Source organism: Nocardia wallacei, assembly GCF_029869545.1.
GTDB lineage: Bacteria > Actinomycetota > Actinomycetes > Mycobacteriales > Mycobacteriaceae > Nocardia > Nocardia wallacei_A.
Genome location: NZ_JARWQD010000237.1, coordinates 1 through 7,468 on the forward strand (window position 1 = coordinate 1; position 7,468 = coordinate 7,468).

6 protein-coding genes are annotated in these 7,468 nt (G+C 70.3%); 5 read left to right on the forward strand and 1 reads right to left on the reverse strand.

Annotated elements, in window-relative coordinates; translation table 11 throughout:
- Positions 1–282 precede the first annotated feature (282 nt).
- From QH290_RS19810 to QH290_RS19820, 3 genes are all read left to right on the forward strand, one after another.
- Positions 283–1,077 carry an ABC transporter permease gene (locus QH290_RS19810; protein ID WP_280384431.1) on the forward strand — a complete coding sequence of 265 codons (795 nt, stop codon included), beginning with the start codon at positions 283–285 and terminating at the stop codon, positions 1,075–1,077.
- A complete protein-coding gene (locus tag QH290_RS19815) occupies positions 1,074–2,546 on the forward strand; it encodes an ABC transporter ATP-binding protein (RefSeq protein ID WP_280384433.1) in 1,473 nt (490 codons plus the stop codon). The genes QH290_RS19810 and QH290_RS19815 overlap by 4 nt, the downstream gene beginning before the upstream one ends.
- A gap of 455 nt (positions 2,547–3,001) precedes the next feature.
- Positions 3,002–3,745, forward strand: a complete 744-nt coding sequence (locus tag QH290_RS19820; protein ID WP_280269491.1) for a TetR/AcrR family transcriptional regulator — start codon at positions 3,002–3,004, stop codon at positions 3,743–3,745.
- 244 nt (positions 3,746–3,989) lie between these two features.
- Here the strand turns inward: QH290_RS19820 and QH290_RS19825 are convergent, their stop codons facing one another.
- Complete coding sequence (locus QH290_RS19825) at positions 3,990–4,979, reverse strand: AurF N-oxygenase family protein (protein WP_280384435.1); 990 nt, start codon at positions 4,977–4,979, stop codon at positions 3,990–3,992.
- A 210-nt stretch (positions 4,980–5,189) separates the two neighbouring features.
- Here QH290_RS19825 and QH290_RS19830 point away from each other — a divergent pair, with 210 nt between their 5' ends.
- Together QH290_RS19830 and eno are read left to right on the forward strand one after the other, a co-directional pair.
- Entirely contained in the window at positions 5,190–5,894 is a 705-nt protein-coding gene (locus QH290_RS19830; protein ID WP_425301882.1) for a lytic transglycosylase domain-containing protein, read from the forward strand.
- Positions 5,895–6,035: 141 nt separating this feature from the next.
- Positions 6,036–7,325: a phosphopyruvate hydratase gene (gene eno / locus QH290_RS19835; protein ID WP_280384436.1), complete on the forward strand. Its 1,290-nt coding sequence runs from the start codon at positions 6,036–6,038 to the stop codon at positions 7,323–7,325.
- Positions 7,326–7,468 lie beyond the last annotated feature (143 nt).

Here is a 7,468-nt window from a genome sequence, read left to right on the forward strand (position 1 = left end):
CCCCCCCGATCCCGGGAAAATGGTTGTGGTGCTTGCCGGGACAATGGTTGCGGGGCTTGCCGGGGAAGCGGTTGTGGTGCTTGCCGGGTAAGAGGTTGTGGTGCTTGCCGGGGAAGCGGTTGTGGTGCTTGCCGGGGCAGCGGTTGTGGTGCTTGCCGGGGAAGCGGTTGTGGTGCTTGCCGGGGCAGGGGTTGTGGTGTCTGCCGGGGCGGCGGTTGTGGGGCTTGCTAGGACGACGGGTGCGGTGGTCGCCGGGTGGGCGGCTGCGATCGGAGGTCCGCGATGACCAGGGGGCTCGTGGTTCGCGCACTGCCCGCGCTCGTTGTGGTGGTGATGGCCGTGGTCGGGCCGTGGCTGGCGCCGCGGGGCGTGGATGCCACCGTCGGGGTTCCGTTCGCCGCACCGGATTCGGGGGCGCTGCTGGGTGGGGATCGGCTCGGGCGGGACGTGTTCAGTCAGCTGTTGCACGGTGGGTGGGGGTTGATTCTGCTCGCCGCGGTGATCGCGGTGACGGTGACCGGGTTGGCGGCGGTGCTGGGTTCGGTGGCCGCGCTGTGGCCGCGGCTGGGCGTGGTCATCGAGCGCGGGGCCGATCTGGCGATCCTGCTCCCGGCCGTGCTGGCGCTGCTGCTGGTGGTGGTGTCGTGGCCGCAATCGGGGGCCTTCGGCGTGGCGCTGGTGGCGATCGCCTTCGGAACCCCGTACTCCGCACGGGTTTTCGCCGCGGCGGCCACGGGCGTCGCGGCCACCGGGTACGTGGAGGCGGCTCGGCTCAGCGGGGAGTCCCCGGCCTTTCTGGTCACGCGGGAGATGCTGCCCAACATGCGCGAACTCGTGTTCACCCAGCTCGGCCTGCGCTTCGTGGAAGGGGTGTACATCGTGTCCACCGCGGCATTCCTCGGGCTGCCCGCCGAACTCGGGCAGTCGAACTGGGCGGTCATGGTGCGGGAGAACGCCTCCGGGATCCTGCTGAATCCGTGGGCGGTGGTGGCGCCGAGCCTGGCCATCGGCGTCGTGGCGGTGAGCGCGAACCTGCTCGCGGCCGCACTGGGCCGACGGGAGGTGAGCCGGACATGATTGTGGTGGAAGACCTTTCGGTGACGGTGCCGGGCGGCGCCACGCTGCTGGAGCCGATATCGCTGCGGGTGCCCGAGGGCGGCGTCACGGCGCTGCGCGGCCCGTCCGGCTGCGGCAAGTCGACACTGATGAAGGCGCTGCTCGGCCAGGTCCCGGCGGGGACCACGGCGGCGGGCACGGTGCGCGTGGGCGGCCACGACGTGCTGGCCCTGGATCCCGTCGCGCTGCGGCGATTCCGGCGGGAGCAGATCGCCTTCGTCGGCCAGGATCCCGGCGTCGCGCTGAATCCGACCATGCGGGTGCGGTCGCTGCTCGGCGAATTGGCCGATCACACACGGTCTTTGGAGGCACTGGCCGCGGTGGAGCTGCCGGAGTCGTATCTGCGCCGCCGTGCCGCCGAACTGTCCGGCGGCGAGCAACGCCGAATCGCCCTGGCCCGCGCGCTCGCCCGCCGCACCCCGGTGCTGGTGCTGGACGAGCCGCTGGCGGGCCTGCACGGCCGCCTACGCACGGCCGTGGTGCGATTGCTGCGCCGCCTGTCCGACGACGGCACCACCGTCGTGATCTCCGGCCACAACACCGCCGCCCTGCACGAACTCACAGGCCACCAGGTGATGGTCGGTGGGGAGCCGTTGTCCGGGGTCGAGGCGCGGTCGGCGAATTCTCTTCCGCCGGAGTCGAATTCCAACGGGACAGGGGGCCGAATCCTCCCCGCGAGGATCAGCAATGCCACACCGGCCGCCGAGTCGAACGGCCACGGGGTCGGGGGTAATGGCGTTGCCGGACATGTGCTTTCGATGTCGGGTGTCGGCGTGGCGATCGGGCGGAGGCCGGTGCTCGAGGATATCGACCTGAGGCTGTCGCCGGGGGAGGCGCTGGCTGTGGCCGGGCCGTCGGGAGCGGGCAAGTCGACGCTCGCTCGGGCCGCGGTGGGGCTGCGGCGCCCGGTGGCGGGATCGGTGCACGTCGAAGGCCGGATAGCGCTGGTACCGCAGGATAGTGCGGGCAGCCTGAATCCGCGCCGCACGGTGGCGCAGACCCTGTCCCGGCCACTGCGGCGGCATCGCCGGGTGCGGGGATCGGAGGTGGCCGGGGCGACCGCGGATCTGCTACGCACCGTCGAATTGAATCCCGAACTGGCGCAACGCTATCCGCACGAGCTGTCCGGCGGCCAGCGGCAGCGGGTGGCGCTGGCGCGCGCCCTGACCCTCGATCCGGCGGCGCTGGTCTGCGACGAGATCACCTCCGCGCTCGACCACGACACCGCCACGGCGATCATGACCCTGCTCGACCGGCTCCGCCGCGAGCGCCACCTGGCGCTGCTGGTGATCACCCACGATATGGACGTGGTGTCGCGCTACTGCACCCGCATGAGCGTCCTGGAGTCCGGCCGGATCGTGGAGGCGGGCCCGGTTCCCGGCATCCTGGCGGCTCCCACCCACGATGCGACCCTTGCGCTTCTCGGCTGACGGGGTAGCAAGGTCGATCCGTAGCTACCGGCTCCGGTCCGCTCCGGAACCGGACGAACTCCTGAACGGTGACCGTCAGCATGGCGCATCCGGTGCCGACCGGCGCGAGTATCGGGGGACCTCGCCCAGCCGGAGCCCGGTGCGGGCGTCATCGGACGCGGCCTTCCGGCTGCGCTGAGGCTAACTGCCGCCCGCCCGTCACGAACCGAACGTCCTGTAGCACAACTGAATTCGACGGTCCGTGTCCTAATGGAGTGCTAGGGCCGTATCACAGCCTCGCCGACGCCGAGTCGGTGGCGAAGTTCGTGGCGGCCGTACACGGCCCCCATGTGGTGCCTTATTGGTCGCGGGGGCGTTGGGGACGAGGCCGGGCCCTTAGCAGTGACGGGGATTGCGATCGGCTTGCCGGGTGCAGCTACATCGGAACGACAGCGGGCGGCGCTTACACTCGACGGGTGTCGGGTGCAGCTACCTCATCGGTGCCGGTCGGGGGACGGCGGGCGCGCTGGCAACCGCACAACGACGCCCGGCGGCTGCGCCTGGTCGAGGCGGCGATCGAACTGCTGGAGGAGAATCCGCCCGGTGCCGACCTCTCGGCGCGGCAGATCGCGGAGCGCGCGGGATTGGCGAAATCCGTTCTGTACCGGCAGTTCTCCGGCCTCGAGGAGTTGGAGCGCCGGGTCCGGACGACGATCGCCGAGCGATTCACCGACGCGCTGGATATCGCGCTGGACATCGGTGACGGGTCGATCGGGGAGATTCTCGCCCGCGCCGTCGCGGTGGTCGTGGACTGGATCGGCGACCACCCGCGCCAGCACGAATTCCTGCGCACCGGTCCCGCGGCGGACGGGCCCGAGGACCGAGATGCGCTCAGTGGCTTGATGATCAGCATCACCGCCCGCGCGAAGGGGTTGGTATCCGGGCTGGCCGGTGTCGTCGGCGTCGCCGACCCGCCGGTCATCGACACCATGACCTTCGCCATCGTCGCCATGACCGAGGCGACCGTCACCCGGTGGGCCCACGAGCCGAATCCGGCGCTGAGCCGCGCCGAACTGATCTCGGAGGTCGCGAGCTACGCCTGGAGCATCCTGGACGGCGTGGCCCGAGCCCACGACCTCACCCTGGACCGCGACCAGCCACTGCTGCAGCTGATCGAGGCGCTCGCGGACGAGATTCCGGCCAAAAGCATGCCGGAATAAGGAAGGCATGCTGCTCGCGCCGCCCAATGATGGGTGCGCATGCTGCTCACGCCGCCCGATGATGGTGCGCGTGCTGCTCACGCCGCCCAATGGTGGGTGCGCGTGCTGCTCACGCCGCTCGATGATGGGTGCGCGTGCTGCTCGCGCCGCTCGATGATGGGTGCGCGTGCTACTCACGCTGCCCGATGATGGTGCGCGTGGTGCTCGTGCCGCCCGATGGCGGGATGTGCGTGCGGCTCGTTCCTCACGCTGCCCGGCGGGCGGGCTCGCTGCGGTAGCGGGAGGTGGGGCCGTCGATGTTCAACGCGCGCCACAGCATTCGGGCGGGGGCGGGCATCAGGCCGAGGTCGTCGGCCAGTTTGCGCACATCGTCGAAGTAGCCGGACAGGATGCGCCGCGAGGCCGGGGCCCGCCAGAACGCCTCCTTGATGACCTCGCGCGGAATGCCGAACTTCCGGGCGAACGAGCGCGGCGGCGCCATGATCTCACCGGCCAGCCACCGCATGGTGAGCGGAAATGCCAGCGCGCACACGGCCTTTCCGGGCAGGCCCATCTTCTCGATGTGCGCGGTGAGGTATTCGTGGGCGAACGAGATGTGCCGGGCCTCCTCGGCGATGTGAATCTGCATGGTGCGCAACACCATCGGCGGCAGATTCGCATCGGCGCGGATGATCGCCTTCTGATAGTGGTCGATGGGCTCTTCGCCGCCGAGGATGCCGATGAACAGAATGACGTGCAGGTAGCCGCCGACCACCCCGATCACGGGCGACAGCAGCCGGAACGCGGGCCGCATCCCCGGCACGTCCACGCCGATCCGGTTCACCAGCTCCTGGAACATCTGGATGTGGTTGCACTCTTCGGTCATCTCGTGCAGGCAGTACCGGAACTCGGGCGACCCGTTGGGCAGCTTCATGATGTACTGCATCATTCCCCGGATCAGAATGCTCTCGAAGGCCGCGCCGACCTTCACCGCATTGGCGATGCGCCACTTGCCGATCTCGATCTGCTGTGCGAGCGGTAGCTCCCGGTACCAGCGGGTGGCGCCGAGCGGGTCGATCTCCGGGTCGAGCACCCAGCGCGGATCGTTGGGATCGATCGCGAGTTCCGGACTGTCCCAATCGATATCGCGATACGGGTCGAAATTCCGGTGCACCGAGCCCTCGGACAGGGTCGCCAGCGCCTCGCGGTATTCGGGGCCGAACGGGTCGGTGTGCATGGTGTCGGACAACGTCATCGGTGCCTCCTGAACTCTCACCCCCGAGAATACGTGGGACTCGGAGTCCCACACAACTGTCTTTTCGGATCGTCACGTGATCGCGATCACGCACGCGGCCCGACTGTGGTGGTGCGCGTGGCGTGACCGCGGCACCCCCGGGATCTGGATGATGGAAGGGTGCGTTCGAAAAAAGCCGGTGCTAGCGCCGTTTCCAGGGTCCGCGGCGGTGTGCTGGCGGTTGTCGCGGCGGCGGTGGTGCTGTCCGCATGCGGTGTGGGGGAGGACCTGCCGCCGATTCCCGAGGGCATTCCGCCGGGCGCGGGCACGCCCGTCCCGGCGATCGATCTCGACGCGCCCGGCCGCACGGCCGAGCAGCTGCGCGGCTGGGCCGAGGGCCAGTCCGACGCCCTCGGCATTCCCGTGGTGGCGCTGGAGGCCTACGGATACGCCGCGGCCATCATGGCCCGCTCGCGCCCGGACTGCGGCGTCGCCTGGACCACCCTCGCCGGTGTCGCCCGGGTCGAGAGCAAACACGGCAGCCACGGCGGCTCCCGCCTCGGCGACGACGGCCAGGTGAGCCCGCCCATCCGCGGCGTGCCGCTGGACGGATCCCCCGGCGTGCAACGGATCGTCGACGAGGCGGCGACCTCCGATCCCGGCGACCCGGTCTACGTGCGCGCGATGGGCCCGTTCCAGTTCCTGCCCGAAACGTGGCAGCGCTGGGGCGCGGACGCCAACGGCGACGGCGTCATCGATCCCGACAACGTCGACGACGCCGCCCTCACCGCCGCCCGCTACCTGTGCGCCAGCGGCGGCGACCTCACCACACCCGAGGGCTGGCAGAAGGCGTTGTTCACCTACAACCACTCCACGAGCTATATGTACAAGGTCCGCAACCACGCCGCCGCCTACAGCGTGGGCCGCAGGGCCTGATCACGACTGCCCGCCGGGCACGTGCCCGGAGTAAGTGCGCACTGCCTACGTTAGGCTCGCGTAAGCACGGGCCTGCCGTGCGACCTGCTCATGGACGGCGGTGGGCGGGACCGAGTCAGCAGCCGAAGGAGTGTCGTTTTCGTGGCCATCATCGAACAGGTCGGAGCGCGCGAGATCCTGGATTCGCGCGGCAACCCCACCGTCGAGGTCGAGATCGCTCTCGACGACGGCACCCTGACCAGGGCTGCCGTGCCGTCGGGCGCCTCCACCGGCGAGCACGAGGCCGTGGAGCTGCGCGACGGCGGCGAGCGCTACGGCGGCAAGGGCGTGCGCAAGGCGGTGGAGGGCGTCCTCGACGAGATCGCCCCGGCCGTGATCGGCCTGGACGCGGTCGAGCAGCGCACCGTCGACCAGGTCCTGCTGGATCTGGACGGCACCCCCGACAAGTCCCGCCTGGGCGCGAACGCGCTGCTGGGCGTCTCGCTGGCGGTGGCCCGCGCGGCCGCCGAATCGTCGGGGCTGGAGCTGTTCCGCTACCTCGGCGGCCCGAACGCGCACGTGCTGCCGGTGCCGATGATGAACATCCTCAACGGTGGTGCGCACGCCGACACCAGCGTCGACGTGCAGGAGTTCATGATCGCCCCGATCGGCGCGCCCACCTTCCGCGAGGCCCTGCGCTGGGGCGCGGAGGTCTATCACGCGCTCAAGACCGAGCTGAAGAGCAAGGGCCTGAACACCGGCCTGGGCGACGAGGGCGGTTTCGCCCCCGATCTGCCGGGCGGCACCCGCGAGGCCCTGGACCTGATCGTGGCGTCCATCAAGAAGGCCGGATACAAGGTGGGCACCGACGTCGCGCTGGCGCTGGATGTCGCGGCCACCGAGTTCTACACCGCCGGTACGGGTTACAAGTTCGAGGGCAGCGTCCGCACGGCCGACGAGATGACCGAGTTCTACGGCGAGCTGCTGGCCACCTACCCGCTGGTCTCGATCGAGGACCCGCTGGCCGAGGACGACTGGGACGGCTGGGTCGCGCTCACCGACCAGATCGGCGACAAGGTGCAGCTGGTCGGCGACGACCTGTTCGTCACCAATCCGGAGCGCCTCGAGGACGGCATCGAGAAGGGTGCCGCGAACGCGCTGCTGGTCAAGGTCAACCAGATCGGCACGCTGACCGAGACCCTGGACGCGGTCGAGCTGGCGCACCGCAACGGCTACAAGTCGATGATGAGCCACCGGTCCGGCGAGACCGAGGACACCACCATCGCGGACCTGGCGGTGGCCGTCGGCAGCGGTCAGATCAAGACGGGTGCCCCCGCCCGCAGCGAGCGCGTCGCCAAGTACAACCAGCTGCTGCGCATCGAGGATGCGCTGGGTGATTCGGCTCGCTACGCCGGGGACGTTGCGTTCCCCCGCTTTGTGTTCGAGGGATAGTACCGTCGGAACTGTCGTGTTGGGGGGGCCCCCCCCCACCCCCGGGGGCCCCCCCGGGAAAACGAACACGAGGGGGGGGGGTGGGGCGAGACCCCCGGGCGCGCGGCGGCCGCGCCGGGGGCGGCCCCGCGCCGGGCGGCCGG